Consider the following 26,487-nt stretch of genomic DNA (forward strand, 5'->3'; position numbering starts at 1 on the left):
TCAGAAGCGGGGCATGCCACCGAACTGGCGGTCGCCGGCGTCGCCGAGGCCGGGGACGATGAACATGCTGTCGTTGAGCCCCTCGTCGATCGAGGCCGTGACCAGGCGCAACGGCAGACCGGAGCGCTCCAGCCGCTCGATGCCGACAGGGGCGGCGAGCACACAGAGCACCGTGATGTCGGTGCAGCCCCGGTCGGCCAGCAGCCGACAGGAGTGCTCCAGCGAGCCACCGGTGGCCAGCATCGGGTCGAGCACCAGCACCGGCAGCCCGGCCAGATCGCGGGGCAGCGACTCCATGTACGCGCGGGGCTCGTAGGTCACCTCGTCGCGGGCCAGGCCCACGAAACCCATCGACGACTCGGGCAGCAGGCCCAGCGCGGCGTCCGCCATGCCCAGTCCGGCGCGCAGCACCGGGACCAGCAGCGGCGGGTTGGCCAGCCGGGTGCCCTCGGTGCCGGTGACCGGCGTCTGCACCGGGTACCGCTCGACGGGGAAGGTGCGCGCCGCCTCGTACACCAGCATGGTGGTCAGTTCGTGCAGCGCCGCCCGGAACGTCGAGGAATCGGTGCGCGCGTCCCGCATGGCAGTCAACCTGGACTGGGCCAGCGGGTGGTCAATGACGTGTACGTCCACGATCGCTCAACCTACCGGTCCGTACCGTGGCGCGGTGCGGGTGCGGTCGGACCAGGGACGCCGCTCACGTCAGCACGTCATCGAGCGGTCGTGAGCAAGATCACTCGGCGGTCTCGTGCGTAGACTTCTCGGCATGACGGCGACAACGACGTCGGCCCGGTCGGAGCTCTCCGAGCTGGGACGATCCGAGACCGCTCTGCGGACCTTCCTGCACGGCCTGCCCGGCGTGGACCAGGTCGGCGCGGAGCAGCGGGCGGCACAGCTCGGCACCCGCTCCATCAAGACCACCGCCAAGGCCCAGGCGATCGACCTGGCGATCCGGATGGTCGACCTGACCACCCTGGAGGGGGCGGACACCCCGGGCAAGGTGCGCGCGCTCGCCGCGAAGGCCCTGCGTCCGGACCCGGCCGACCCGTCCTGCCCGCACGTCGGCGCGGTCTGCGTCTACCCGGCGATGGTCCCCTACGTGGCAGAGGTGCTGCGCGGATCCGGTGCCGGGTCCGGGCGGCCACCCGGCGGGCCGGGACAGCCGCACGGCGCCGCGCCGGCCGGACTTGGCATTGTGCACCTGGCCAGCGTGGCGACAGCGTTCCCGTCGGGGCAGGCGCCCTTGGAGATCAAGCTGGCCGACACCCGGGCCGCCGTCGCGGCCGGCGCCGACGAGATCGACATGGTGATCAACCGAGGTGCGTTCCTGGCCGGGCGGTACAAGGAGGTCTACGACGAGATCGTGGCCACCAAGGAGGCCTCCGGGGATGCCCACCTCAAGGTGATCCTGGAGACCGGCGAGCTGGCCACCTACGACAACGTGCGGCGGGCCTCCTGGCTGGCCATGCTGGCCGGTGGCGACTTCATCAAGACCTCCACCGGCAAGGTCCCGATCGCGGCGACGATGCCGGTGAGCCTGGTGATGCTGGAAGCGGTCCGCGACTTCCGCGAAGCGACCGGGCGGCAGGTGGGCGTGAAGCCCGCCGGTGGCATCAAGACCACCAAGGACGCGATCAAGTACCTGGTGATGGTCAACGAGACCGTCGGCCCGGACTGGCTCGACCCGGACTGGTTCCGCTTCGGCGCGTCCAGCCTGCTCAACGACCTGCTGATGCAGCGCACCAAGCTGACGACCGGCACCTACTCCGGTCCCGACTACTTCACCCTGGACTGATAGCCGATGTTCGAATACGCCCCCGCCCCCGAGTCCCGCTCGGTGGTGGACCTCAAACCCTCGTACGGGCTGTTCATCGACGGTAAGTTCGTCGACCCGACCGACGGTGGCAGCTTCAAGTCGATCAACCCCGCCTCCGAGGAGGTGCTGGCCGAGGTCGCCGAAGCCGGCGCCCAGGACGTGGAACGCGCGGTACGCGCGGCCCGCAAGGCGTACGACAAGGTCTGGGGCCCGATGCCGGGCCGCGACCGGGCGAAGTACCTGTACCGCATCGCCCGGCTCATCCAGGAACGCTCCCGTGAGCTGGCCGTCCTGGAGTCCCTCGACAACGGCAAGCCGATCCGCGAGTCCCGGGACGTCGACCTGCCGCTGGTCGCCGCGCACTTCTTCTACTACGCGGGCTGGGCCGACAAGCTGGAGCACGCCGGTTTCGGTGCCAACCCGCGGCCGATCGGCGTGGCAGCGCAGGTCATCCCGTGGAACTTCCCGCTGCTCATGCTGGCCTGGAAGATCGCCCCGGCGCTCGCTGCGGGCAACACCGTGGTGCTGAAGCCCGCCGAGACCACCCCGCTGACCGCGCTGCTCTTCGCCGAGATCTGCCAGCAGGCCGAGTTGCCGGCCGGTGTGGTCAACATCCTCACCGGCGCCGGCGACACCGGCCGTGCGCTGGTCGAGCACCCCGGCGTGGACAAGGTCGCCTTCACCGGCTCCACCGACGTGGGCCGGGCCATCGCCCGGTCCGTCGCCGGCACCAGCAAGAAGCTCACCCTGGAGCTGGGCGGCAAGGCCGCCAACATTGTCTTCGACGACGCACCCATCGACCAGGCCGTCGAGGGAATCGTCAACGGCATCTTCTTCAACCAGGGGCACGTCTGCTGCGCCGGCTCCCGACTGCTGGTTCAGGAGAACGTGGCCGACCGGGTGCTGGAGTCGCTGAAGCGACGAATGGCCCAGCTGCGGGTCGGCGACCCGCTGGACAAGAACACCGACGTCGGCGCGATCAACTCGGCCGCCCAGCTGGAGCGGATCCGCGAGCTCTCCGACGCCGGCTCCGCCGAGGGCGCCGAGCGCTGGTCACCGCCGTGTGACCTGCCCGACCGGGGCTTCTGGTTCGCGCCGACGATCTTCACCGGCGTCACCCAGGCACACCGGATCGCCCGCGAGGAGATCTTCGGCCCGGTGCTGTCGGTGCTGACCTTCCGCACCCCGGCCGAGGCCGTGGAGAAGGCCAACAACACGCCGTACGGGCTGTCGGCCGGGATCTGGACCGACAAGGGTTCCCGGATCCTGTGGATGGCCGACCGGCTGCGCGCCGGCGTGGTCTGGGCCAACACGTTCAACAAGTTCGACCCCACCTCGCCGTTCGGTGGTTACAAGGAGTCGGGCTACGGTCGCGAGGGCGGCCGGCACGGGCTGGAGGGCTACCTCAATGTCTGAGCGGGTCGCGGTACGCAAGACGTACAAGCTCTTCATCGGCGGGAAGTTCCCGCGCAGCGAGTCGGGACGGTCGTATCTCGTGCAGTCCTCGAATGTGTCACTGGCCTCCCGCAAGGACGCCCGGGACGCGGTGGTCGCCGCCCGCGCCGCCGTCAAGGGCTGGGCCGGCGCGACAGCGTACAACCGGGGTCAGATCCTCTACCGGGCCGCCGAAATGCTGGAGGGCCGCCGCGAACAGTTCGTCGCCCTGGGCATCCCCGGCGACGAGGTGGACGCCGCCGTCGACCGCTGGGTCTGGTACGCCGGCTGGGCCGACAAACTGGCCCAGGTGTACGGCGGCGCCAACCCGGTCGCCGGCCCGTACTTCAACATCTCCGCGCCCGAGCCGACCGGTGTGGTCGCTGTTGTCGCCCCGGAGCGCCCGGCGCTGCTCGGCCTGGTCAGCGTGATCGCACCGGCGATCGTCACCGGCAACACGGTGGTGGTGGCGGCGTCGGCGACCGAGCCGCTGGCGGCGGTGACGCTGGCCGAGGTGCTGGCCACCTCCGACCTGCCCGGCGGTGTGGTCAACATCCTCACCGGCGCGATCACCGAGACCGCGCCGACGTTGGCCGCGCACATGGACGTCAACGCGATCGACCTGACCGGGGTCACCGACGCCGCGCTCGCCACCGACCTGGAGGTCAAGGCGGCGGAGAACCTCAAGCGGGTGCTCCGGCCGGCCCCGGCCGACCACGACTGGACCGCCGACCCGGGGGTGGCGCCGATGACCGCGCTGTTGGAGACGAAGACGGTGTGGCACCCCAAGGGGGTGTGATTCGGTCCCGGCCTTTGGTTTTCCGGGGGAGCCCGCCCACTCCGGGCGGTCGGGCTTGATCCCTGCGTGGGCGGGCTCCCCCGGAAAACCTGACCTGGGCCGGGGTCGTCGGGTGGGTCCGCTTGCGGGTGCTGCCTTGGGTTGGGTTGCCGGTCGGCGCGGGCACGCCAGGGTCTACTACCGGGGGTAGGATTGCGGTGTGACTCGGTTGGGCGATCTTGAGCGTGCGGTGATGGACGTGCTGTGGGACGTGGTTCCCGGCACGTCGGACGGGGTGACCGTGCGCGAGGTGGCCGACGCGCTCGATGGCCGTGAGCTGGCGTACACCACTGTGATGACGGTGCTGGACCGGCTCGCCGGCAAGGGCATGGTGCAACGGGAGCGGGAGGGGCGGGCCTGGCGGTACCGTCCGGCGGCCAGCCGCGAGGCGCACATCGCTCAACTCATGCTCGACGCCCTCGACCTGGGTGGCAGCCGGGACGCCGCGCTGGTGCGCTTCGCCCGCTCGGTGACCGGCACCGAGGCCGAGGTGCTGCGAGCGGCCCTGGGCAGCGAGGCCGGCCTGACCGGGCCGGGCTCCACCGGCGGCGACACGGGCGGGGCCGACGCCCTGACCGACCGGGTGGACGGGCCGGCGGGCAGACGACCCGCCGGCGAGGCAGCGGAGCGGTAGGGCGCGCGCCATGGCCTACGCCGTGCACTTCGCCGCCACGATGCTGGCCTGCTATCTGACCGCCCAGGTGTTGGCCCGCTCCACCTGGACGTGGCGCAGCCCCCGGGTGGCGATCATCTGCTGGCAGGCTGTCGGGCTGGCGTTGGGCCTCTCGGCGATGGGCCTGCCGATGGCGCTCGGGTTGAGCGCGTACGACAGGCCGACCGGTAGCGCACTGCTCGCCCTGGCCAACGACCTCGCCCACGGCACCCTGCCGATCGGGGTGGGCACGTTCCACCTGGCCGGCGTCGGCGTGGGCTTCGGCATCGGGGCGGTGCTGGTCACGACAACGGTGCGCAGCATCCACGGCACCGTACGCGCCCAGCGTCGCCACCGGGACCTGCTGTCCCTGGTCGCCCGGAACGACCCGGCCGCGCCGGGCGCGCTGGTGTTGGATCATCCGAGCGCCGCCGCGTACTGCCTGCCGGGCGTGAAGCCGCAGGTGGTGGTCAGCGCCGGCACCCTGAGCCTGTTGGACCGGGCCGAGCTGGCCGCGGTGCTCAGCCATGAGCGTGCGCACGCCCACGAGCGGCACGACCTGGTGCTGCTGCCGTTCACAGCGCTGTGCCGGGCGCTGCCGTGGTTCGGCTGGGTGCGCGACGCGCACGAGCGGGTCGCCCTGCTGGTCGAGATGCGCGCCGACGACAAGGCCCGCGAGCTGCACGCCGACGCCCCGCTGGCGGGGGCGCTACGCCGGTTCGCCGCCGCCGGGCACCGGATCACCCCGGCCGGCGCGCTCGGCATGGGCGACCGGGATCTCGATGTACGGGTGCAGCGCCTGCTGGTCAGCGACCGGCCGCCCCGGGTGCTCGGTGCCACCGCTCTCGCGGTCGCCACCACCCTGGTCGCCCTCCCGGTCACCCTCTTCCTGAGCTGACGCCGCCCCCAACGCGGCGCTGAGCCCACGCCGCAGAACGGCGCGCAGGGCGCTGCCCTGCGGCGCGCGGCCCCACGGGCCTCCGGACCGCGCACCGCGTGGAAGGCGCTGCCCCGCGGCCCGCGGCCCCCCGCACCGCGCCCTCACGCCCCGCGCTGCGCCCTCGCGCCCCGCACCGCGCCCTCACGCCCCGCGCTGCGCGCCCGCCCCCGCACGCCCGGCACCCCCTCGCAGGATCGCGCTCGATCCAGGATCGAGGGGCATTCCGGGGCCGCGAGACCACTACATCCAGGAACGAGCGCGATCTCGCTCTACTACTACGTGGCGTAGTACCGTTGCCTACGACAGGGCGTAGTAGGCGGACATGTAGCGATGCTACGTGTAGGGTGGCTACGACAAGGGAGCCAACGCTACGGAGGGCTGGTCATGGACACCCTGCTCCTCGCCCGCCTACAGTTCGCCACCACCACCTCGATCCACTTCCTGTTCGTGGTCGTCACGCTCGGGCTGGTCACCCTGCTGGTCGGCATGCAGACCGCGTGGGTGCTCACCGGCAACCCGCAGTGGGAGCGGCTGACCCGCTACTGGGGCCAGCTCTACGTGATCAACTACGTGCTCGGCATCGCCACCGGAATCGTGATGGAGTTCCAGTTCGGGCTGAACTGGAGTGGCCTGTCGCGCTACGTCGGCAACGTCTTCGGCGCACCCCTGGCCATCGAGACGCTTGTGGCGTTCTTCCTGGAGTCCACGTTCCTCGGAATGTGGATCTTCGGCTGGCATCGGCTCGGAAAGGGCGTCCACCTCGCGCTGCTGTGGGGCGTGGCGATCACCGCGTACGCCTCGGCGTTCTGGATCATGGTGGCCAACTCCTGGCTCCAGAATCCCGTCGGCTACGAGGTCCGCGACGGAATCGCCCACCTCACCGACTTCGGCGCGCTGCTCACCAACCCCAGCCTCGGCATGGCCTTCGGGCACGTGGTCTCGGCGGCGCTGCTGGTCGGCGGGATGCTGATGGCGGCGGTCAGCGCCGGGCACCTGATCCGGCGTACCCCGGACTTCGCGCTCTTCCGCACCTCGCTGCGGATCGGCCTGGTCACCGCGGCACTGGCCATCACGATGGTGCAGGGCTTCGGTTTCGCCCAGTTCGGCCCGGTGGGCGCGGTGCAGCCGACCAAGTTCGGCGGCGACGGCCCGGAGAGCCAGGCGCTGATCGCCGAGTGGACCACGCGGTTCGGCCCCGGCGACTACACACCGCCGGTGCTGGCCAGCGTCGGGTTGGGCTTCATGATCCTGATCGGTTTCACCCTCGGCTGCGTCTGGCTGCTGCTGCCCCTGCTCTTCCGGGACTGGATCATCCGACTGCGCTTCCCGCTCTGGCTGATCCTGCTCGCCCTGCCGCTGCCGTTCATCGCGGTGATCCTCGGCTGGATCTCCCGGGAGGTCGGCCGTCAACCCTGGGTGGCGTACGGGCTGCTCCCCACCGAGCAGGCCGTCTCCCCGGTCAGCGCACCGCTGATGCTCGCCTCGCTGATCGGGTTCAGCCTGCTGCTGGGCACTCTCGCCGTCACCAACTGGGTGCTGCTCGCCCGGCACGCCAGGCGCGGCGCGGCCGACCCGGCGCTCGGCCGCCCACCGGCACCGTCCAGCGAGCCGGCCCACCCCGAACCCGCCCTCCTCTGAGGAGTAGACAGTGGACCTCGCCTGGTACGCAGCGCTCGGCCTCTTCTTCGCCAGCTACCTCGTGCTCGCCGGCTACGACTACGGCGTCGGGCTGCTGCTCGCCCGCGGCGTCGGTCCGGCGGGGCGGCGGGAGGCGCTCACCGCGCTCGGCCCGTTCTTCCTCGGCAACGAGGTCTGGCTGGTGGCCGCCATGGGCATCCTCTTCGGCGCGTTCCCCCTCCTGGAGGGCGAGTTGCTCGCCGGCTGCTATCCGGCCGTCGCCGGTGCCCTGGTCGGCGTCATCCTGGTCACCGTCGGGGTGCAACTGCGCAGCCGACCCGACGACGAGCGGATCCGGGCCCGCTGGGACCGCGTCGTGGTGATCGGCAGCGCCCTCGCCGCGCTGGGGTGGGGTGTGCTGCTCGCCGCGCTGTTGCAGGGTGTGCCCCTCCAGGCCGACGGGCACGTCGCCGGGGTGACGCACCTGGCCACCCCGTTCGCGGCTGCCGCCGGGCTGGCCATGGTCGCCCTGGTCGCGGTGCACGGGGCGACCTTCCTCACCCTGCGCCTGCCCGCCGAGGCCGCCGCCGTGGTCGGCCGGACCGCCCGCCGGCTGGTGCCGGTGGCGCTCACCGCGGTCGCCCTGACCACCGTCGTGGGCCTGCTCTCCGCCCGGGTACGCGACGCGGTGCAGCGTCCGGCGGTGGCCGTACTCCTGCCGGTGCTGCTCGTGGCGGCGCTGCTGGCGGCCCGCGCGGCGCTCGCCCGGCGGCGGCCCGGGTGGGCTCTGGTCGCCACCGGCGCGGCCCTGGCGCTGCCGGTGCTGCTGGTCGGAGCCGCGCTCTGGCCCTACGTGCTGGTGTCCACGACCGACCCGGACGCCTCGCTGCGGGTGGCCGACGCCGCCGCCAGCGCGCCGACACTGCGGCTGCTGGGCTGGGTGGCGCTGCCGCTACTTCCGGCCCTACTAGGCTTCCAGGCGATGTGCTGGTGGGTTTTCCGAGGACGGACCGACGGTAGGGCACCGGTGTACTGGTGAGCCGCCGTCCGTTCGACAGGCGTCTGCTGCGCCGGGTCCCTGCGGCCCGGGGCGATCTTGCCGTGCTCGCGCTCCTGGGGGTGCTGGCCGCCGGGTTGATCGTCGCGCAGGCCACAGCGCTCGCGTCGCTGCTGGCCACCGCGATCGACGGTCGGCTGGATCGACCGGCGCTGGCCGGCTTCGTGGTAGCTGTCGCCGCCCGCTCTGCACTGGTCTGGGCGCAGGGCACGGTCTCGGCGCGGGTCGCCGCCACGGTCAAGGCCACGCTGCGGGCCGACCTGCTCGGCGCTGTGGGCCGGCACGGGCCCGGGTGGGTGGCCGGGCAGCGGGCCGGTGAGATCGCCACCCTGGCCGGGCGTGGGTTGGACGCGCTGGACGCGTACTTCACCGGGTACCTGCCGCAACTGGTGCTCAGCGTGACGGTGCCCCTCGCGGTGCTGGCGCGGGTCGTCTTCGCCGACTGGAGTTCGGCGGTGATCATCGCCCTGACCCTGCCGCTGATCCCGGTCTTCGGTGCGTTGCTCGGCTGGCAGGCGCAGGCCGCCACCGAGCGGCAGTGGCGGCGGCTCGCGCTGCTCGGCGGGCACTTCCTGGACATGGTCGCCGGGCTGCCCACGCTGCGCGCGTTCGGACGGGCCCGGGCGCAGACCGACGTGGTACGCCGGATGGCCGACGGTCACCGCGTCGCCACAATGAAGACGCTGCGGATCGCGTTCCTCTCCGCGCTGGTCCTCGAACTCGTCGCCACCCTCTCGGTGGCGCTGGTGGCGGTGCCGGTCGGCATCCGCCTGCTCGGCGGTGGGCTGGCCCTGCAGACCGCGCTGCTGGTGCTGCTGCTGACCCCGGAGGCGTACCTGCCGTTGCGGGCCGCCGGCAGCCGCTTCCACGCCAGCATGGAGGGGCTGGCCGCGCTGGACGAGGCGTTGACAGTCTCCGCCGCACCCACAGCGCCCCGGGCCGCCGAGGGCGCCTCCGTCCCGGACGCGCGGGCCGTGATCCGGTTCGAGGGGGTCACAGTGGCGTACGAGCGGACCACCGCGCTGCGCGACGTGACACTGACCATCAGGCCCGGTGAGCGGATAGCCATCATCGGGCCCAGTGGCGCCGGCAAGAGCACGCTGCTCGGCCTGCTGCTGGGTTTCGTGGCACCGACCAGCGGGCGGATCACCGTGGACGGGGTCGACCTCGCCACCGCCGACCCGGACGCCTGGCGCCGGCAGCTCGCCTGGGTGCCGCAGCGGGCCCACCTCTTCGCCGCCTCGCTGGCCGACAACATCCGCCTCGGCGCGCCGGACACCCCGGACGACGTACTCACCGCCGCGGTGCACGACGCCGCCCTGGACGACGTGGTGGCCGGCCTGCCCGACGGCCTGGACACGCTGCTCGGTGAGCGCGGTCACGGGCTGTCCAGTGGGCAGCGGCAGCGGGTCGCACTGGCCCGGGCGTTCCTGCGCTCCGCCCCGGTGGTGCTGCTCGACGAACCCACCGCCCGACTCGACACGGCAGCCGAGGCGGTGGTGCTCGACGCCACCCGTCGACTGGTCGCCGGGCGGACGGCGCTGCTGGTCGCGCACCGACCGGCGTTGCTGGCCGACGCCGACCGGATCCTGCGCATCGAGGACGGTCGGGTCACCGAGTTGACGCCCGAACCGACCGGGAAGGCCGCCCGATGACCGCCGAACACGGGCCGGCGGTGGTGGCCGACGCGGCACCGGCCGGGCGGGCCGCCGCCGAGCGGGCCGTGCTGCGACTGGCCCGGCCGTACCTGGGCCGCCTGGTCGGAGCCGGGCTGCTGGCAGCCGCCACCGAGTTCGCCGGCCTGGCCCTGATGGCCACCGCCACCTGGCTGCTGATGAGCGCCGCCGGTCAGCCTCCACTGGACCGCCTCACCGTGGCGATCGTCGCGGTCCGGGCGCTGGCGATCAGCCGGGGCGTGTTCCGCTACACCGAACGGCTCGCCGGGCACGACGCGGTGCTCCGCATGATCACCGACGTCCGGGCCCGGGTCTTCGCCACACTGGCGGCCCGCCGTGGCACGGCGCACCGCTCGGGGGACGTGCTGAGCCGACTGGTCTCCGACGTGGAGGCCGTCCAGGACCTGCTGCTGCGGGTGCTGGTGCCCGCTTCGGCGGCGGCGGTGGTCGGTGTGTCCGCGGTCGCCGTGGCGGCGCTGATCTCACCACCGGCCGCCGGGACGCTCGCCGTCGGGCTGCTGGTCGCCGGGGTGGCGCTGCCCGCGTTGGCCACCGCGGTCACCCGCCGCAGCGCGGCCGAGGTGGCCCCCCTGCGGGGCGCGCTGGCCACCGACGCGATCGACCTCACCCACGGCGCGGCCGACCTGGCCGCGTTCGGGGCGACCGACGTCACGCTGCGCGCCGCCGAGCAGCGCGCCCACCGGCTGGCCCGGCTGGAACGTCGGCTGGCCGCCACCGGATTCGCAGTGGACGCGGCCGGCGTGCTGGCCGCCGGCGTGACCGCCGCAGCGGTGGTGCTGGTCGCGCTCGCCGCCGACGTGTCGGGGGTGCTGGTGGGCGTCCTGGCCGTCGGCACACTGGCCGCCGTCGAGGTGACGCTGGCGTTGGTCGCGGCGGCCCGGCAGTGGACGCAGCTTCGGCCCGGCCTGACCCGGGTGGCCGACCTGCTCGACGCCGACCCGCCGGCCGCGCCGCCGGCGACCGGTCCAACGGACCTGACCGGCCCGCACGAGCTGCGCTTCGTCGACGTGACAGTGCGATACCGGGCCGGCGCGGCACCCGCCCTGGACGGGGTCAGCCTGGACCTGCCGGCGGGACGCCGGATCGCCGTCGTCGGCCCGAGCGGCGCCGGCAAGAGCACACTGGCCGCCGTGCTGACCGGCACCGTCCGGCCCGCGTCCGGCCGGGTCACCCTGGACGGTGACGACCTCTCGGCGTACGCCGAGGAAGCGCTGCCGCGTGCTGTCGGCGGGCTGCTGGCCGAGGCGTACGTCTTCCATGCCACGGTGCGGGAGAACCTGCTGCTCGGGCGGGCCGGAGCGGGCGAGGAGGAGCTGACCGCGGCCACCGCCGCCGCCGGCCTGCTGGACTGGGTCCGCGCTCAGCCGGCGGGCTGGGACACGCTGGTCGGCGAGGAGGGCGGGCAGCTCTCCGGCGGGCAGCGGCAGCGGCTGGCGCTCGCCCGGGCCCTGCTCGCCGCGCCGCCGGTGCTGGTGCTCGACGAGCCCACCGAAGGTCTAGACCCGACCGCCGCGGACGCGGTGCTCGCGTCCGCCCTGGCCGCCACCCCCGCCGGGCACTCGGTGCTGCTGATCAGCCACCGGCTCAGCGGGTTGGCCGAGCTGGACGAGATAGTGGTCCTGGACGGCGGCCGGGTGATCCAGCGCGGTCGGCACGCCGAGTTGGTAGCGGCCCCGGGCTGGTACCGGGACCAGTGGCTGCTCCAGGCCGCTGCCGAACGGGGTTACCTGGCGCTCGCCCCCTGATCCGCCTCGGGGGCGGACCAGGGTTCTCCCGGACGTCGACCGGCCGGAGTCCGTGGCACTGTGGTGCCATGCGGCGCGGTGAGGACGTGATGGTCGACGAGCACCTGCGGGAGCTGGCAGCTCGGTTGCAGGGGCCGGCACGACTCAAGTCCGACCTGCTGACCGAGGCCCGGCACGGGTTGCTGGACGCCGTCGAGGCGTATCGCGAGAGCGGGGTGCCACCCACCGAGGCGCAGCGCCGGGCGGTGGTCGAGTTCGGCTCACCGGCGCAGGTGCTCCCGTCCTGGCAGGCCGAGCTGGCGGTGGGCGCTTTGCGTGGGCTCTCCATGCGGATGCTGGCGATCGCCGGGGTCGGGGTTGTCGCCGGTGATCTGACCTGGCGCGGGGCGAGCTGGAGCGACGGCCCCCGTCCGCCGGCCGGTTACCTGCTGCTCTCCAACTCGGTCGACTGGATCTGGATGAGCACGCTGCTGCTCGCCGTGGTCGGTCTGCTGGTGGTCCGGGCCAGCGCCCGTTCGCCCCGGCCGGGCCTGGCTCTGGCCCAGCGTGCGGTGGGCACCGGTCTGACCGGCCTGCTGGTCCTCGGCATAGTGACCGGCGGCGCCCTCTTCACCTGGTCGCTGAACCTCTGGGACGCTGCGCTGCACTGGCCCCCGATGATCATCGGCGCCGTGTTGGTGGGCGGCGCCTACTTCTCGCTCACCCGCGCGGCGCGCGGCTGGCTGCTGGCCACCACCCGCTGATCGGCGGCGGTTCAGGCCGGGGTGGGCGGGCTGCCCGGGTCGAGGAACCGGCCGACAGTCAGTTGGAACTCGCGCCAACCGGCCCGCTCCCCCGCCAGCGCCCGCCGGCCGGAGTCGGTGAGCTGGTACGTCCGCCGTTCCCGGCCGCTGACAGTGCTCCAGGTGCTCGCCACGTGACCGGCGCGTTCCAGGCGACGGAGCGCCGGATAGATGGTGCCGGTGGGCAGATCCAGACTGCCGTCACTGCGGGCGCGCAGCGCCTCGATGATCGCGTAGCCGTGCAGCGCGCCCTGTTCGAGCACGGCGAGCAGCAGAGCGTCGAGATGGCCGTGCAGCGCCTGGGCCTTCATACGTAGCTACGCTACTTGTCGAACCGTCACTTCGCCAGCGGCGACGACCAGCAGGTCGGACCCGTGCGCCAACCGGCCACCGGGGTGCGGGCATCGGTCACCCAGGGCCGCCGACTAGGGTATGTGCCCAGAGTCACTCGCCGGTCAGAGACCCCGGTGGGTGGGCAACCCGAAGCACACGGAGGTCAGCGTGGCCCGCCAGTCGCCCCAACGGCCCGACGCCGACGAGCCCGAGCTCGACGACACCACCGGCGCGGCCGAGCCAGACGAGACCGAGACCGACCCCCCGTCGGCGTCGATCGACCGCTCACTCTGGGACGAGCTGCGTATCGACCCAGTGGAGATCGCCCTGCCCGCCGGCACCGGCTTCACGCTTCGGGCGTACCGGCCGGCCAGCTCGCTGACTCCCACCGACGTGACCGAGCGCGACCAGGACGACCCGTTCCTCGCCCGCCGCCAGGCCGTCGAGGAGGAGGAGGACGACGAGACCGTCGTCATCCTCGACGAGGAGCTGGCCCAGGAGTTCGCCGACGAGGACGACGAGTCGACGCGCCGCCGGGACGGCGCCGCCACCGACACCGACGACGAGACCGACAAAGAGTCGGACGAGGCCGTCGCGGACGAGGCGGACGACGAGGAGGTGCCGGTCTTCCTCAGCAACCAAGGCAAGCTGCTGCTGTTCAAGACCCCCGAGTCGCTTGTCAGTTTCATCCGATCCGGTGCGCCCAACGATCTGTCCCAACTGGACAGCTGGAATGAATTGTCCGAACGGGTGGAGCCGGCAGATATTGCTCCGCTCGACGAGGACACCTACGAACTCGACCTGGTCGTGGAGAACCTGCGCGGCGGGCACGACACCTGGGATTCGACCCTGCTGATCGAGGCGGGCGAGGCCGCGCGTGACCTCTCGTACGCATTGCGGCTGCCTGCGGTACTCGACATGCTCTCCGCCGGCTCCAGCCTCGACGACCTGGACGAGGCTCTGCGTGGCACCGCCAACGGTGGGATCGGCGCGTTCATGGCTCGGCGACGGCTGAAGAAGATCGGGGCGCAGACCGCGAGTTTGGGTTGGCGCACCATTGTCGGCAAGATCTCTGCGGTGGTGGACTGGCGCGACTGACCCGTACCGGGGAGCATCAGTTGCTGGCAGAGGAAAGACCTGTCCCGGGAGGAGGACGACGCCGTGGCGCTCGTGCGCGTTTACTGCGGTCTGGCCTCGGCGGATCCGGCTGACCGACCGGCCTCCGCCGGTTCGACGCTGACGTCCGCTGTGGTCGACGACGCAGGCCGTCTGCTGCATGTCTGCGAGATCAGCGATGACGCCGCTGGCTACGCCCAGCTCGTCGCGCTGCTCGTGGAGCGGTCGGGCGGGCCGAGCGGTGCGGCCATCGCCGCCGACAGCGACGACCACACGGTCACCTCGCTGCTGAGCGCGGCGGGGCGACCCCTGGCGATCGCCGACGACGACTCGGTGGACGACTTCGCCGAGCGGTTCGCCGACGACGACTCCCTTGAGGAGATGCAGTCACCTCCGGCCGAACGGCGGGCGGTCGGCCTCGCCCGCGCGTTGCAGGCGGGGGCGCTCTCCGCCGTCACCCTGCCGGCGCCCCGGGACCTCGCCGGATACAAGCAGGTGCTCTCCGCGCACGCCGCGCTGGCCAGTGGCCGGCACTCCGCCGCCGTGGCACTGCGCGAGGTTCTGCGTGAGCTCTACCCGGCGGCCCTGCGCGCCTACCCGGACCCGGCCGAGCCGGTCTCTCTGGCCGTGCTGGACGCGCTGCCCGAGCCGGGCATGCTCGGCGGCACCGTGGCCCGGGGCCGCGAGGTGTCGGTAGCGGCGGATGCCATCGCGGCGCACCTCGCCGCCGACGGGGTAGCCGATGCCGAGGAGATCAACGAGGCGGTCACCGCCCTGCGGGTCGCCATCTCCGAGACACCCCGACGTGCCTCGGTCAACCGGGCGCTCACGTCCGCTGTAGCCGAGACGGTCCGTCAGGCCGTCGCCTCCGTGCGGGCCTGCGACGCCGGGTGTGAGGCGCTGGTCAGCGCGCTCAGCTCGCGGGTCAGCACGCCTGCCCAGGCACCCGGCCGCCGGGCCGCGGCGCGCCGCGGCGAGTCCGTCGGCGAATTGACCGGCCTGGCCGGCACCAACGCCGGGTTGACCGGCCTCGCCGGCACCAACGCCGGGTTGCGGTCGGTGCGACCCACCCCGCCAGCCGCCGACCCGGCACCCGCCGTCGGGCGGCGCAGCCGTCCCGAGCCGGTCCCCGGTAACGCGCCGTTGGCGTCGCCCCGCCCGCTCGGGCCGCCGCCGGTCGCACCCGCGCCGGTCACGCCGCCGCCGGTCGCACCCGCGCCGATGACTCCGGCGGCGATGGCTGGTCCGCCGCAGTCCACGCTGCCCAGTCGCGGCGAGCCGCTTCCCAGCCGGATCGACGGCCCGACCAACCGGCCGGTCTCCTCGCCGCCGCCTCCGCCGCCCGGGATCACCCCGATCGCGCCGGCGCAGCGTGGCATGGTGCCGCCGGCCGAGGCCGGTGAGCCGTTCCGGCCGACGCTGACCACTGCCGCGATCAACAACGCGCGGGCCGAGCGGCAGCGGACGGTCATTCCGCCCCGCCCCAAGACCAACGGCGAGCCCCGGCCGAGCCACCTGCAACGCCCCCCTGTCGACGAGCCACCCACCGGCGGGTTCAGCGCCACCGATCTCAGCATTCCGGTGCCGACCCCCCGACCGGGTCAGGAGGCCGCACCGCCCGGCTCCCGGGCGAACTGGCCGCTGGTGAACAACCCGGAGGACCCGTCCGACAGCTCACCGAACAACCCGGTGGCCTACTCGTACGGCGGCAGCCGCGGTGTCGACGCCCCGACCGACCCGGGTCGGGCCGACGGTCGGGTCACCCCGCCGTGGTTGGCGGACGACCTGCCACCGGAGCCGCCGATGCTGCGGCTGGTGGAGCCGCCGCCGCTGGCCGACCGGGCGCTGCGCGAGGGGCTCACCCCTCCCGCGGACCAACACCTGGAGACGCCGCCGCTGCGCCTGGTCGACCGCGAGCAGGCCGCTCGCAACGGTCGGGCGGCCGCCCGCACCGAGCGCGCCGCCGAGCACCGGCCGTCGCCCCCTGTCGAGCACCGGCCGCCGCCCATGGAGCACCGGCCGCCGCCGGTCGCCGACGAGGGCGACGGTGATCTGCTGATCTTCGCGCAGGCCAAGTCGGCCTGGTTCGTCGGGCAGCCCGAGGAGTCCGACCTGGACTGGTCGACCACCGCCGACACCGGCTGGCAGGCCGCGGAGCAGGCGGCCCGCCCGGCCGTGGGCGCCGAGACCAACGCCGGGCTGCCGAAGCGCGTGCCGCAGGCCAACCTGGTGCCGGGTTCGCCGCTGCGCGAGGAGCGCCCATTGCGGATAGTGCGTGATGCGGCAAGCCTCGCGGAGAACACCACCGGCTACTTCCGTGGCTGGCGTCGCGGCCAGGAGATCGGCGGTTTCGCGGTGGGTGGTCGGCCCGGTCGCGAGGCGGCCGGCGGTTGGGACTTCAGCCGCGACCACGGGGACCGCGACGACGACCGGGAGTACGAGTACCGCTCGGCGGGCTACCAGTCCTGACCCCGTTCTCACACGCGTGAGCGCCCCCAGCCAACTGGCTGGGGGCGCTTCCGCGTCAGCAGGGCGATCCCCCGGGCACGCAGAAGCCGCCTCGCGAGGACCGTGGGTGGGGGCCTGCCCCGAGAGGGGGCTGACAGCTTCCAGGTCGTCAGGAGGCGGCTCAGCGGCGCGCTGGGTCGTCTGAGCGACGAGCCAACGCGAAGACACTCACCGGGGCGGCTGGCAGCGCCCGGTGGCGGCCGGAGCCACCACCGGGGCGTGCAGCGTCCCGGATCAGGCCGGGGCGACGGCGCGCGTACGGCGCATGGTCAGCACGTACTCGACCAGCGAGATCAGCACGTGCTTCGTCGACTCCCGGTTACGGGCGTCGCAGGCCACCACCGGCACGTCGCTCGAGATCGCCAAGGCGTCCCGGACGTCCTGCGGGTCGTGGTACTGCATCCCGTCGAAGCAGTTGATCGCCACCAGGTACGGCAGGCGTCGGTGCTCGAAGAAGTCGATCGCCGCGAAGCAGTCGGCCAGCCGGCGGGTGTCCACCAGCACGACCGCACCGATCGCACCCCGCACCAGTTCGTCCCACATGAACCAGAAACGGGTCTGACCCGGCGTACCGAACAGGTACAGGATCAGGTCACGGTCGATCGAGATCCGGCCGAAGTCCATGGCCACCGTGGTCGTCGTCTTGCCCGGCACCTGCCGGGTGTCGTCGACGCCCACGCCAGCGGAGGTCATGATGGCCTCAGTGGTCAGCGGCGTGATCTCCGAGACCGAGCCGACCAGCGTCGTCTTACCGACGCCGAATCCACCGGCGATAACGATCTTCGCCGACGTCACGCGGCCGCTCGGGTTCGGCGGGCGGTGCGACATGTCAGAGCCTGCGAAGTCCACTCAGCACCCTCTCCAGCAGTTCAGTGCCCACCGCGTCGTCGGAGTCGTCCAAAATGGTCGGCTCGTGGACCGCGACCAGGCCGTCCGTCGCCATGTCGGCGATGAGCACCCGGGCCACACCGAGCGGGAGCTGCATCCGCGCCGCGATCTCCGCGAGCGATTGCACGCGACCGTCACACAGCGCGGCGATGTACTGGTGTTCGCGGCCCTGGCCGCCGTTGCCATTGGCAGCGGCCCGGCCGCGCACCGTCGTCTCGACGAGCGCCTCCAGCGCGATGTCGAGCCGGGGACGGGTGCGACCACGGGTCACGGCGTATGGACGGACCAACGCTCCGGTTGGTTCGTCACGATCGGCCATCTCGCCGCTCACCTCCTTCGCACCCGTTACCGGCTCCCACCGGTGAAACCCGTCGTTGTCGTTGTTGCAGTCGTGCCGACCTCACGATCGGCGAGACGTCAGCCCAGCATGCCCGCAGCCGCACGCGGCTGCGGGGTCAGTGCGTCGCCCACCCGGTCGACCAGCAGCGCCATCTCGTAGCCAACCTGGCCCACGTCGGAGCTGCGGGCTGCCAGCACGGCGAAGGACGAGCCGTCCGAGATGGACATCAGGAACAGGAAGCCATTGTCCATCTCCACGACGGTCTGCAACACCGCGCCTCCCTCGAAGCAGCGTGCTGCCCCCTGGGTCAGGCTGACCAGACCCGAGGAGATCGCGGCGAGCTGGTCTGCCCGGTCGCGCGGCAGATCCCGTGACGACGCGAGGAGTAGGCCGTCCGCCGATACGGCGACCGCATGCGCGACGCCGGGCACCCGGTCGGCGAAGTTGGCCAGCAGCCAACCAAGATCCTGCGTAGTTGTCATCCTTCTTGCTCCTTCTGCCCGCTCCCGGCCACCGGGCCTGAGCCAGACTGCGAGGATTGCCCTCCCGGAGTTGCCTCCGGGCTGGTCGGGTTGTCCGAGGTGCTACGCCCTCGCTGCACGCCCCGGTGGTAGGCGGAGAGCAGGCCACGAACCGCCTCCGGGGAGCGCCGCTGGACCGAGGTGGTGGGCTTCTCCACCGCACCGGGTACCAGTTGCGCCATCGGCTTGCGCTTCGGCAGACCGGTAGTGGTGGTCTCGTTCACCGGCGCCGCGCCGGCCGCCGCGGAGGCAGCACGCCAGCCGTCGTCGGCGGCGGTCTGCCAGCCGTTGCTCTGCGGTTGGGGCCGGCGGTTCGGCAGGCTCTCGGCGAGGCTGGGGCGGGTGCCCTCGTTCGCTGTGGAGCCGTTGTCCCGCGGCGCTCCTCCGACCGTCGGAGTGTCTGCCATCGGTGTGTTACCTGTCGTCCCGGGTGGTGTCTTGTGGACTGCCCGACCGGTGGCCTCGACCGTGGCGAACTGCTGGGTAGCGGAGTCGCCGTTCGTCGCTGGCTGAGCGCCGGCCGCGGTCTCCTCGGAGCCCGGGCGACGGGTACGGAACCAGGCCGACTCGAGCTCCCGGAAGATCGGCAGCTCCATCGTCTCATCCGCGTACCGCTGACGGTTCTGCGCCTGCGGCTGCTGCGGCGTCGGCCGAGTCTGCGGCGTTGGCCGAGTCTGCGGAGCCGGAGCCGGCGTTGCCGCCGGGGTCGGCGCAGGAGCCGGAGGCTGGGCTGCGGCCGGCTGCTCGCCGGGTCGCGGGACCCGCGGCAGTTCCGTCGTCATGTCCAGTGCGGCGGCGAGCCGCTCGGGCACCGGCGGGGTGGCCGTGTCCCGGTCGCTACCCGGCACTGGCGGCCAGGCCGGCGGCGCCGGGGCGTTGGGTGCCTGCGCGGGCGGGGCGGATCGGGGCGCGAAGCCGCTGAACGACTGGCTGGAGGCCGGCGGCGCCGAGTACGGCTGGTTCGAATACGGCTGACCGGACGCCGGCGAGGCCGAGACCGGCGACGCGGACACCGGCGGACCGGCGTACGGCTGCCCGGAGGCCGGAGCGGCGGACACCGGCGCGCCGCCGTACGGCGCACCTGAGTAGGGCTGCCCGGAGTACGGCTGGCCGGAGGCCGGCGAGGCGGAGACCGGCGCACCGGAGTAGGGCTGCGCGGAGACCGGCGGTGCCGAGTACGGGTGCGCCTCGGGGCTGCTCGGCAGCTGACGCGGAATGGACGGCTGCTGGTCGGTGCCCGGGGTCTCGTCCCCGCCCCGGCGCTGCGGCAGCGGGTCGATGCCCTGGCCGTTGGCCGACCGGGGGGTGAACCCGTCACCGCCGTTCGCCCCGGCCGCGCCGGTCAGATCGGACCACGCCGGCATCGACCGGTACGCGCCACCGTTGGCGGGCGTGCCGGCACCGTTGCGCGTCGCGGGGTCGAACGGGCGACCGCCCAGGGTGACCTGGTTGCCGGACTCGCTCGGACGGGGGCCGTTGCCCAGCGCGGGCAGCGCGCCGAAGACCGGCGCGGGCCCATTGGACTGCGGGCCACCGAACTGGGGAGCACCGGCCGCCGGCAGCGCCGGAGGCTGCTGCACCCGACCGGAGAGCGCCCGGGGCACCAGCACCGAGGTGGGCAGGGTCACGTCGGCGACAGTGCCGCGATCGTTGCCGGGGCGCAGCTCGACCCGGACACCGTGTCGGGACGCCAGCCGGGCGACCACGACGAGGCCCATCATCCGGGACACCGCCACGTCGACCTGCGGCGGCGTCGCGAGCCGCTCGTTGAGGTCGTGCAACTGCTCGGCGCTGATACCGATACCGCGGTCCTCGACGTACAGCGAGGAGCGGTCGCCGACGCGCCGGGCCTCGACCATGACCTGCGAGTCGGGCGGGGAGAACGCCGTGGCGTTGTCGAACAGCTCCGCGACGAGGTGCACCAGGTCGTTGACCGCGTGCGCGGCGACCTCGATGTCGCGGTCGATGACACCGAACTCGATCCGGGTGTAGTGCTCGACCTCGGACTGCGCGGCGCGCAGCACGTCGATGAGGGCGGCCGGCTCACGCTGCACGCGGGTGGAGTCGGCACCGGCGAGCACCAGCAGGTTCTCGTCGTTGCGGCGCATCCGGGTGGCCAGGTGGTCGAGCTGGAACAGCTCGGCCAGCCGGTCCGGGTCCTCCTCGCCGCGCTCCAACCGGTCCAGGTGCCCGATGAGGCGGTCGACCAGGATCTGGGAACGACGGGCCAGGTTGACGAACATGGTCGCGACGGAGGCGCGCAGTGCCGCCTGCTCGGCGGCCGTGCGGACGGCTTCCAGGTGGACGGCGTTGAACGCCTCGGTCACCTGGCCGAACTCGTCCTTGCTGCGCACCGGCAGTGGTTCGGCGATCTGGTTGGCCAGCTGCACCGGGGAGAGCTGGCCGACGACCTGCGGGTCGCGCAGACGGGCCACCGCCTGTGGCAGCCCGTACTGGGCCACGGAGAGCGCGCCCTGCCGCAGCTCACGGAGTGAGCGGGCCATCGAGCGGGCTACCAGGTAGGCGAAGAGGATGGCCAGCAGCAGCATGCTGAGCAGCAGGCCGGTCTCCAGGAAGACCTGGCGTTGGACGTCCGAGCGGAGGGTGTCGGCCTGGTCGACCACTTCACTGTCGAGCTTCCGCTCGACGGTGCGGATCAGCTTGGCGTTGGCCGTCATGGCGGCTTCCCACTGGTCCGGGCCGAACGGCGCACCGCGCATGTTGCCGGTGGTGTTGCCGTCGATCCAGCCTGTGTAGTTCTGTGCCTGCCGACGGTCGCCGCCAGCGACCGTCTGGTCGTGGAACTTCGCGTCGTCCGGGGTGGCGACGGCCTTGAAGCTCTGCAGGGCCTGTTGCTGGCCGGTGTCACTGGCGACGTAGTCCCTGCGCAGTGCGGGGGTCAGGCGCTGTCCGCCCTTCACGCCCAGCGCGCGGTGCACCACGACCCGGCGTACGGCGAGGAACTCCTTCTCCCGGGCGACCGCCGCGGCGGCGCGCATCCGGTCGCTGAGTTGGTTGTCACCGGCGAGCTGCGTGGACGAGTCGCGGATGGCGAGCAGGTCACTGATGAGACCCTCGTACGCCTGCACGGTCTCGGTCAGCGCGAGCTTTCCGTTGAACACCTGGCTGCGGACGCCCGACAGGTCCTGCAGGTTCTGGTCGATGCCGTCGAGCAGACTCTCGAGGCTGCTCGGCAGGTCCTCGATCTCGGTCCGCTGCTGCCGGTAGGGGATCGCATCCTGATCCACCCGGGAGTTCACCCGGTTGTAGGCCTCCTGGTACTGCGCCGTCGGCTGCGTCCCGTCCGCGCCCAGCAGCAGCACGGCGGCGGTCCGCTCGTCCTGCAGGCTGTCGACCAGATCACCTGAATAGCTCGACAGATTCGCCAGGTCGCCAGCTCGGTTGGCATTGTTGAGCGTCTCCACGTGGTCGATAAGACCACTGGTGCCCACCACGACCGTGGCGATGGTCGGCACGATCATGATGAGACCGAGCTTGGACCAGATCGGCATGTCCCGGAGCCGGCTGGCCGGCCGGCGCAGCCGCGACAGGAAGGAGCCCGCCGTCTTTGGCCGTTTGCTCACGTCACCGCCCTCGCGATTACAGCTTGAACGCGTTGCCCCGGGCAACGCCCAGCGACCGACCCGGCGGGTCGGACCCCCGAGATTCCATCACGCCGGTCGACAAGAAGAAAGCCCAGGTTGTCCCCAACCGAAGGTGTGATGAGATGTTGATGCGATTTGATAGCAGTCTGTCTGGCCGGAGTAACTGAAGGTAATGGAACATCCGCACCGCGTTGTCCTACTGGCCGGCCCATCGGGGTCCGGAAAGTCGTACATAGCGCAGCAAACCGGCCTGCCGGTGCTGTGCTTGGACGACTTCTACAAAGACGGCGATGACCCTACGTTGCCGAGACGAAACGGCCAGGTGGATTGGGAATCGCCGCACTCCTGGGACGCCCCCAGTGCGGTGGAAATCATTGCCCAACTTGCCCGCGAGGGCCGAGCCGATGTGCCGGTTTATGCGATCGGCGCTGATCGGCGGGTAGCCACCCGGCCATTTGATGTCGCCGGATCGCCACTTTTCGTGGCCGAAGGGATCTTCGCCGCCGAGATTGTCGAGGAGTGCCGTCGCCGCGGCCTGCTCGCCGGGGCGTACGCGCTGCGCCGCCCGCGCGGGGCCACCTTCCTGCGCCGACTCGCCCGCGACCTGTCCGAGCAGCGCAAGGCGCCTCGGGTGCTGATTCGGCGCGGGGTGGCGCTGCTCCGTGCCGAGCCTGCGGTGCTGCGCCGGCAGATGGGCCTCGGCGCGGAGGCGGCCCGGGCCCGGGAGGTGCTGCGCCGGGTGGCCGGTCTGCTCGCCGGCCACCCACATGGCTGAGCTCAGGCCAGCAACTTCGCGTACGCCGGCTTGATCACGTCGTCGATGATCCGCAGCCGCTCGTCGAACGGGATGAAGGCGCTCTTCATCGCGTTGATGGTGAACCACTGCAACTCTTTCCAGCCATAGCCGAACGTTTCCACCAGTAACGACATCTCCCGCGACATCGAGGTGCCGCTCATCAGCCGGTTGTCGGTGTTGACTGTCACCCGGAAACGCAGGTCCCTCAGCAGGCCGATCGGGTGGTCCGCGATCGAGCCCACAGCACCGGTCTGCACGTTCGACGAGGGGCACAGTTCCAGGGGGATCCGCTTGTCCCGGACGTACGCGGCCAGCGGGCCGAGCGAGCCGTCGGGGGCGATGTCGTCGACGATCCGCACCCCGTGGCCGAGCCGGTCCGCCCCGCACCACTGGATCGCCTGCCAGATCGACGGCAGACCGAACGCCTCGCCGGCGTGGATGGTGAAGTGGAAGTTCTCCCGTTGCAGGTACTCGAAGGCGTCCAGGTGCCGGGTGGGCGGAAAGCCCGCCTCGGCGCCCGCGATGTCGAAGCCGACCACTCCGGCATCCCGGTGCCGCACGGCCAGCTCGGCGATCTCCTGGGAACGGGCGGCGTGCCGCATCGCGGTGAGCAGCGTGCCCACCCGGATGGTCAGGCCCGCCTCGACCGCCTGGGCGGTGCCCTCGGCGAACCCGGCCAGCACCGCCTCGACCACCTCGTCCAGGCTGAGGTCCCGTTCCAGGTGCTGCTCCGGGGCGAACCGCACCTCGGCGTAGACCACGCCGTCGGCGGCCAGGTCCAGGGCGCACTCGCGGGCCACCCGACGCAGCGCGGGCGCGGTCTGCATGACCGCCACGGTGTGCGCGAACGTCTCGAGGTAGCGCTCCAGGGAACCGGAGTCCGCCGCGTCCGCGAACCAGCGTCCGAGCGCCTCCGGGTCGGTGGTGGGCAGCTCGTGGCCCACCTCGGCGGCCAGGTCGACGATCGTCGCCGGCCTCAGCCCGCCGTCGAGGTGGTCGTGCAGCAGCGCCTTCGGGACCTTGACGATGTCCTCGTACCGGATAGTTGCGACCATGCTCAGACCCTAGTCAGGGGCCTGGGCGGACCGGTACAGGACCGGCCGGGCGTCACGGTCGCCAGCCGTACACCCGGTGCACGTCGAGGCGGATCACGAGCCGTCCGTCGGCGACCATGGCGGCCCGGTAGTCCGCCCAGTCCGGGTGGTCGCCGCGAATCCGGCGGTAGACCTCCACCAGTTCGTCGACCGTCTCGTCGGTGGTGGCCATGGCCGGCTCGCTGAGCGTCACGGTCCCCTCCGCTACCGCGTACGCGCCGCCGTCCGGGGTGGTGACGTGGAAGCTGGCCCGGGGATCGCGGCGCAGGTTGCGCACCTTCGCCCGGTCCCCGGTGGTGGAGCAGCGGAGCAACTCCGGCTCGGCCAGGTAGTCGAGGTTGGACAGCTGGGGCCGCCCGTCCCGGCGCACTGTGACAAGCACTCCGCGCCCTCGCTGACCGAACAGCTCCCACAGTCGGTGAGAATTGGTTGACATGTCATCGAACCTAGGGGCAAGTCGATGACATGTCAACGAAAGCGTTAGACTCGACCTGTGGAAGCACCCCGCTGGCTGGACGAACGGGAGGAGCGCGCCTGGCGCGGCTACCGCCGGATGCGTCTCCTGCTCGACCTGGAGCTGGCCCGGGAGCTGACCCAGGACGCCGGCCTCTCCGAGGCCGATTACGACGTGCTGTCCGACCTCTCCGAGACACCGCAGGGGCGGCTGCGCCTGCGGGAGTTGGCAGACCGCATGCTCTGGTCGCGCAGCCGGCTCTCCCACCACCTGACCCGGATGCAACAGCGCGGGCTGGTGACCCGCGAGGAGTGCGCCGACGACGCCCGGGGGTCGGTCGTCGTCCTCACCCCCGCCGGGCGGCAGGCCATCGAGTCCGCCGCCCCCGGTCACGTGGCCGCCGTCCGCCGGCACCTGATCGACCTGCTCACCCCCGCAGAGGTCGACGCCCTCGGCGCGCTCACCCACCGGGTGGTCGACCACCTCGCCGCACCCGGCCTCCGAGCCACCCGGCCTCAGCCCGCAGCGGAGGCCTGACGTGGATCCCCGCATCCTCGGCCGTTTGCGCTGCCCGGTCTGCGGCGAGTCGCTGGCCGAGGCGACCGCGGGCAGCACCGCTACGCTGCGCTGCCCGCGCCGACACAGCTTCGACATCGCCCGGCAGGGGTACGTCAACCTCCTCGCCGGGCGCGCCCCGCACGCCGGCGACAGCGCCGAAATGGTCGCCGCCCGGGCGGACTTCCTCGCCGCCGGGCACTACGACCTCATCTCGGCCGCCCTCTCCGCCGCCGCGACGGAGGCCGTCGGTCGGCTCCGCGCGTCGGCAGCCAGGCACCCGGAAGCTGCCCCGTCCGCCCTTTGCTCTGCTTCAACCGACGAAACGGTTTCCGGGCCGGACCGTAGCGCGGAGGTAAGCAGAGCAAAGGACACAACAGCAGAGGTACGGGTCGATCCGCCGACACCCGACCTCGGGGCGTACCCCCTGGTGGTGGATGCCGGCGCTGGCACCGGCCGGTACCTCGGCGCGGTGCTGGCGGCGCTGCCGGACGCCGTGGGTCTGGCCCTGGACGTGTCCAAGCCGGCGCTGCGCCGCGCGGCCCGCGCGCATCCCCGGGCCGCCGCCACGCTCGCCGACACCTGGCAGCGACTGCCGCTCGCCGACGCCTCGACCGACGTGCTGCTGAACGTCTTCGCCCCGCGCAACGGCCCGGAGTTCCACCGGGTGCTCGACCCGGCCGGCGCGTTGCTGGTGGTCACGCCCGACACCGACCACCTCGCGGAGTTGGTGGACGCCCTCGACCTGCTGCGGGTGGACCCGGACAAGGCCGACCGGGTGGCCGCCAGCCTGGGCGGGCATTTCACGCTCGTCAGCTCGGCGGTGCACCGGGCCGAGCTGGCACTGACCCGGCCGGAGGTCGCCACACTGGTCGGGATGGGCCCCAGCGCCTGGCACACCGACCCGGCCGCGTTCACCACCCGGCTGGCCGCGCTGCCCGAACCGGTCCGGGTCACCGTGGCGGTCCGGCTCGACGTCCTGCGACCTCGCTGACCTCAGGTGGAGAGGTCGACCTCTTCCCAGCCGGGCGGCTCGTCGTGGTACGGCCCGCGCAGAATCACCGCCCACTCCAGCGCCCAACGCCGCTGCCCGATCGCGTTCGCGTCGACAAGGCCCGGTGCCCGCCGGCCACCACGCTCGGTCTCCAGGTACGCCCAGTCGAGGCAGTAGTGCAGGTCGAGCAGGGCGGCCGCGTCGGCCGGGTGCTGCGGCGCCGTGAGGATCCGGGAGCGCCAGTGCGGGAAGGTCTCCCCCTCGGCGATGTGCGGCAGCCGCTCGACCAGCCGTTCGTCGACCGCCAGCGTCGGGTCGAGCTGTTTGCTCAGCCCGAGCACCCAGGCCAGCGCGAAGAGCGCGTCGTGGTGCAGCACGAACGACCGGTGGTCGCCTTTGCCGCCCATCACGAACTGCCACTCCGGTGGGGTGACCATGTCGACCAGGTGCGAGCCGAGCAGCCAGCTCATCGCCGCCTGCGGTGGCATCCCGAAACAGCGGGCCAGGATCAGGTGCAGCACCGCGATCCGCGCCTCGATCTCCCCTGTCGGACGCAGGTCGATCTGATCACCCGGCTCCCAGACGAGGGGGAACTGGGCCGGCGGCAACGGCAGGCCGAGCCGGGACAGCTCGTCCAGGCTCGCCTCGCGCACCTCACGTGGGTCGGGGGCAGCAACGGTCACGGCGGATCTTCCTGTCTGCTCG

The 26,487-nt window shown here is 72.5% G+C and carries 24 protein-coding genes; 15 read left to right on the plus strand and 9 right to left on the minus strand.

Annotation, left to right across the window (positions count from 1 at the left end; translation table 11 throughout):
- A complete protein-coding gene (gene upp / locus AB0K35_RS32620) occupies window positions 1–633 on the minus strand; it encodes a uracil phosphoribosyltransferase (protein WP_091394488.1) in 633 nt (210 codons plus the stop codon).
- A gap of 133 nt (window positions 634–766) precedes the next feature.
- Here upp and deoC point away from each other — a divergent pair, with 133 nt between their 5' ends.
- The 10 genes from deoC to AB0K35_RS32670 all read left to right on the plus strand — a co-directional run bounded on the left by deoC (window position 767) and on the right by AB0K35_RS32670 (window position 12,539).
- Window positions 767–1,795, plus strand: coding sequence for a deoxyribose-phosphate aldolase (gene deoC, locus AB0K35_RS32625; protein ID WP_238671126.1), 1,029 nt, complete (start codon window positions 767–769; stop codon window positions 1,793–1,795).
- Between the two features lie 6 nt (window positions 1,796–1,801).
- On the plus strand, window positions 1,802–3,232 hold the full coding sequence (locus AB0K35_RS32630) for an aldehyde dehydrogenase family protein (protein ID WP_363890341.1): 1,431 nt from the start codon (window positions 1,802–1,804) through the stop codon (window positions 3,230–3,232).
- Window positions 3,225–4,049, plus strand: coding sequence for an aldehyde dehydrogenase family protein (locus tag AB0K35_RS32635; RefSeq protein ID WP_238671128.1), 825 nt, complete (start codon window positions 3,225–3,227; stop codon window positions 4,047–4,049). Before AB0K35_RS32630 ends, AB0K35_RS32635 begins: the two co-directional genes overlap by 8 nt.
- Before the next feature lie 199 nt (window positions 4,050–4,248).
- On the plus strand, window positions 4,249–4,722 hold the full coding sequence (locus AB0K35_RS32640) for a BlaI/MecI/CopY family transcriptional regulator (protein WP_357287731.1): 474 nt from the start codon (window positions 4,249–4,251) through the stop codon (window positions 4,720–4,722).
- Window positions 4,723–4,732: 10 nt separating this feature from the next.
- On the plus strand, window positions 4,733–5,638 hold the full coding sequence (locus tag AB0K35_RS32645; protein ID WP_357366375.1) for a M56 family metallopeptidase: 906 nt from the start codon (window positions 4,733–4,735) through the stop codon (window positions 5,636–5,638).
- Window positions 5,639–6,064: 426 nt separating this feature from the next.
- A complete protein-coding gene (locus AB0K35_RS32650) occupies window positions 6,065–7,318 on the plus strand; it encodes a cytochrome ubiquinol oxidase subunit I (RefSeq protein ID WP_363890344.1) in 1,254 nt (417 codons plus the stop codon).
- A gap of 10 nt (window positions 7,319–7,328) precedes the next feature.
- Window positions 7,329–8,336 (plus strand): cytochrome d ubiquinol oxidase subunit II, encoded by a 1,008-nt coding sequence (locus AB0K35_RS32655; protein WP_363890346.1) that lies wholly within the window; start codon window positions 7,329–7,331, stop codon window positions 8,334–8,336.
- Entirely contained in the window at window positions 8,333–10,009 is a 1,677-nt protein-coding gene (gene cydD, locus AB0K35_RS32660) for a thiol reductant ABC exporter subunit CydD (RefSeq protein ID WP_363890349.1), read from the plus strand. Before AB0K35_RS32655 ends, cydD begins: the two co-directional genes overlap by 4 nt.
- On the plus strand, window positions 10,006–11,796 hold the full coding sequence (cydC, locus tag AB0K35_RS32665) for a thiol reductant ABC exporter subunit CydC (protein WP_363890352.1): 1,791 nt from the start codon (window positions 10,006–10,008) through the stop codon (window positions 11,794–11,796). The genes cydD and cydC overlap by 4 nt, the downstream gene beginning before the upstream one ends.
- A gap of 68 nt (window positions 11,797–11,864) precedes the next feature.
- Window positions 11,865–12,539 (plus strand): permease prefix domain 1-containing protein, encoded by a 675-nt coding sequence (locus tag AB0K35_RS32670; RefSeq protein WP_363890354.1) that lies wholly within the window; start codon window positions 11,865–11,867, stop codon window positions 12,537–12,539.
- Window positions 12,540–12,550: 11 nt separating this feature from the next.
- Here AB0K35_RS32670 and AB0K35_RS32675 read toward each other — a convergent pair whose 3' ends face one another.
- Window positions 12,551–12,889: a helix-turn-helix transcriptional regulator gene (locus AB0K35_RS32675; RefSeq protein ID WP_091394524.1), complete on the minus strand. Its 339-nt coding sequence runs from the start codon at window positions 12,887–12,889 to the stop codon at window positions 12,551–12,553.
- Window positions 12,890–13,049: 160 nt separating this feature from the next.
- Here AB0K35_RS32675 and AB0K35_RS32680 point away from each other — a divergent pair, with 160 nt between their 5' ends.
- Together AB0K35_RS32680 and AB0K35_RS32685 are read left to right on the plus strand one after the other, a co-directional pair.
- Window positions 13,050–14,009, plus strand: coding sequence for a DNA primase (locus AB0K35_RS32680; protein WP_363890356.1), 960 nt, complete (start codon window positions 13,050–13,052; stop codon window positions 14,007–14,009).
- Window positions 14,010–14,048: 39 nt separating this feature from the next.
- Complete coding sequence (locus tag AB0K35_RS32685; RefSeq protein WP_238671362.1) at window positions 14,049–16,496, plus strand: transposase; 2,448 nt, start codon at window positions 14,049–14,051, stop codon at window positions 16,494–16,496.
- 273 nt (window positions 16,497–16,769) lie between these two features.
- On the opposite strand, the gene AB0K35_RS32690 is transcribed toward AB0K35_RS32685, so the two are convergent.
- From AB0K35_RS32690 to AB0K35_RS32705, 4 genes are all read right to left on the minus strand, one after another.
- Window positions 16,770–17,363: an ATP/GTP-binding protein gene (locus tag AB0K35_RS32690; protein ID WP_007455465.1), complete on the minus strand. Its 594-nt coding sequence runs from the start codon at window positions 17,361–17,363 to the stop codon at window positions 16,770–16,772.
- Between the two features lies 1 nt (window position 17,364).
- Complete coding sequence (locus tag AB0K35_RS32695; protein WP_030329021.1) at window positions 17,365–17,742, minus strand: DUF742 domain-containing protein; 378 nt, start codon at window positions 17,740–17,742, stop codon at window positions 17,365–17,367.
- Between the two features lie 98 nt (window positions 17,743–17,840).
- A complete protein-coding gene (locus AB0K35_RS32700) occupies window positions 17,841–18,245 on the minus strand; it encodes a roadblock/LC7 domain-containing protein (RefSeq protein WP_030329023.1) in 405 nt (134 codons plus the stop codon).
- The gene (locus tag AB0K35_RS32705; protein ID WP_238671137.1) at window positions 18,242–21,868 is read right to left on the minus strand and encodes a sensor histidine kinase; all 3,627 of its coding nucleotides are present in this window, start codon (window positions 21,866–21,868) and stop codon (window positions 18,242–18,244) included. The genes AB0K35_RS32700 and AB0K35_RS32705 overlap by 4 nt, the downstream gene beginning before the upstream one ends.
- A 502-nt stretch (window positions 21,869–22,370) precedes the next feature.
- Here AB0K35_RS32705 and AB0K35_RS32710 point away from each other — a divergent pair.
- A complete protein-coding gene (locus tag AB0K35_RS32710; protein WP_238410792.1) occupies window positions 22,371–22,664 on the plus strand; it encodes a hypothetical protein in 294 nt (97 codons plus the stop codon).
- A gap of 2 nt (window positions 22,665–22,666) precedes the next feature.
- Here AB0K35_RS32710 and AB0K35_RS32715 read toward each other — a convergent pair whose 3' ends face one another.
- Window positions 22,667–23,740 carry an adenosine deaminase gene (locus AB0K35_RS32715; protein ID WP_363890358.1) on the minus strand — a complete coding sequence of 358 codons (1,074 nt, stop codon included), beginning with the start codon at window positions 23,738–23,740 and terminating at the stop codon, window positions 22,667–22,669.
- A gap of 52 nt (window positions 23,741–23,792) precedes the next feature.
- Window positions 23,793–24,215, minus strand: coding sequence for a PPOX class F420-dependent oxidoreductase (locus tag AB0K35_RS32720; protein ID WP_363890361.1), 423 nt, complete (start codon window positions 24,213–24,215; stop codon window positions 23,793–23,795).
- A 57-nt stretch (window positions 24,216–24,272) separates the two neighbouring features.
- On the opposite strand from AB0K35_RS32720, the gene AB0K35_RS32725 reads away from it, so the two are divergent.
- Window positions 24,273–24,770 carry a MarR family transcriptional regulator gene (locus tag AB0K35_RS32725; RefSeq protein WP_238671140.1) on the plus strand — a complete coding sequence of 166 codons (498 nt, stop codon included), beginning with the start codon at window positions 24,273–24,275 and terminating at the stop codon, window positions 24,768–24,770.
- A gap of 1 nt (window position 24,771) precedes the next feature.
- A complete protein-coding gene (locus tag AB0K35_RS32730) occupies window positions 24,772–25,782 on the plus strand; it encodes a putative RNA methyltransferase (protein ID WP_363890363.1) in 1,011 nt (336 codons plus the stop codon).
- Between the two features lie 2 nt (window positions 25,783–25,784).
- Here AB0K35_RS32730 and AB0K35_RS32735 read toward each other — a convergent pair whose 3' ends face one another.
- Window positions 25,785–26,465: a DUF4272 domain-containing protein gene (locus AB0K35_RS32735; protein WP_091394559.1), complete on the minus strand. Its 681-nt coding sequence runs from the start codon at window positions 26,463–26,465 to the stop codon at window positions 25,785–25,787.
- Between the last annotated feature and the right edge of the window lie 22 nt (window positions 26,466–26,487).

Source organism: Micromonospora sp. NPDC053740 (assembly GCF_040677775.1).
Lineage (GTDB): Bacteria > Actinomycetota > Actinomycetes > Mycobacteriales > Micromonosporaceae > Micromonospora > Micromonospora alfalfae.

Excerpts from the sequence above, each read along its gene's own strand:
- AB0K35_RS32675 (WP_091394524.1), bottom strand. The coding sequence starts at position 12,889 with ATGAAGGCCCAGGCGCTGCACGGCCATCTCGACGCTCTGCTGCTCGCC.
- AB0K35_RS32690 (WP_007455465.1), bottom strand. The coding sequence starts at position 17,363 with ATGTCGCACCGCCCGCCGAACCCGAGCGGCCGCGTGACGTCGGCGAAG.
- AB0K35_RS32695 (WP_030329021.1), bottom strand. The coding sequence starts at position 17,742 with ATGGCCGATCGTGACGAACCAACCGGAGCGTTGGTCCGTCCATACGCC.
- AB0K35_RS32635 (WP_238671128.1), top strand. The coding sequence starts at position 3,225 with ATGTCTGAGCGGGTCGCGGTACGCAAGACGTACAAGCTCTTCATCGGC.
- AB0K35_RS32700 (WP_030329023.1), bottom strand. The coding sequence starts at position 18,245 with ATGACAACTACGCAGGATCTTGGTTGGCTGCTGGCCAACTTCGCCGAC.
- AB0K35_RS32630 (WP_363890341.1), top strand. The coding sequence starts at position 1,802 with ATGTTCGAATACGCCCCCGCCCCCGAGTCCCGCTCGGTGGTGGACCTC.
- deoC (WP_238671126.1), top strand. The coding sequence starts at position 767 with ATGACGGCGACAACGACGTCGGCCCGGTCGGAGCTCTCCGAGCTGGGA.
- AB0K35_RS32715 (WP_363890358.1), bottom strand. The coding sequence starts at position 23,740 with ATGGTCGCAACTATCCGGTACGAGGACATCGTCAAGGTCCCGAAGGCG.
- AB0K35_RS32650 (WP_363890344.1), top strand. The coding sequence starts at position 6,065 with ATGGACACCCTGCTCCTCGCCCGCCTACAGTTCGCCACCACCACCTCG.
- AB0K35_RS32670 (WP_363890354.1), top strand. The coding sequence starts at position 11,865 with ATGCGGCGCGGTGAGGACGTGATGGTCGACGAGCACCTGCGGGAGCTG.
- AB0K35_RS32720 (WP_363890361.1), bottom strand. The coding sequence starts at position 24,215 with ATGTCAACCAATTCTCACCGACTGTGGGAGCTGTTCGGTCAGCGAGGG.
- AB0K35_RS32645 (WP_357366375.1), top strand. The coding sequence starts at position 4,733 with ATGGCCTACGCCGTGCACTTCGCCGCCACGATGCTGGCCTGCTATCTG.
- cydC (WP_363890352.1), top strand. The coding sequence starts at position 10,006 with ATGACCGCCGAACACGGGCCGGCGGTGGTGGCCGACGCGGCACCGGCC.